At 34.5% G+C, this 319-nt stretch carries 1 protein-coding gene; it reads left to right on the top strand.

The annotated features are described in order from the left end of the window. Positions 1-183: hypothetical protein (locus LJE09_RS17580; RefSeq protein ID WP_227311630.1), on the top strand; the 183-nt coding region annotated here is incomplete at its 5' end. Positions 184-319 lie beyond the last annotated feature (136 nt).

Below are 319 nucleotides of genomic sequence, written 5' to 3'. Positions count from 1 at the left end.
ATTGAATTTGAGCGGTGCATTGATTTTCTGGTACGGATGATTGATAAGTACGGCGCTGAAGTCCTCCGGGAGTTGGAGGAAGAAAAACAGAATAAGGAAGAAAAAGAGGCGCAGTTTCCTGAAATACAAAATGTAAATCAGACTGTCGCTTTTTCATGTATTTTTAAATCAAATAAATTCTAAAAGCTGATAAAAAAGAATGATAATTTGGAGAAAAATAGCATAGAATAATTTTGAGCTGATATGACAGAGAATGTTTTGGCGTATTGACAGGACATTTAAAATGACGTATACTAAGCTCAGTGATCGTTCTGTAGAA

This window comes from Blautia sp. DFI.3.45 (genome assembly GCF_020593505.1).
GTDB lineage: Bacteria > Bacillota > Clostridia > Lachnospirales > Lachnospiraceae > Blautia_A > Blautia_A wexlerae.
This window is presented reverse-complemented; position numbering and strand designations above follow the sequence as displayed.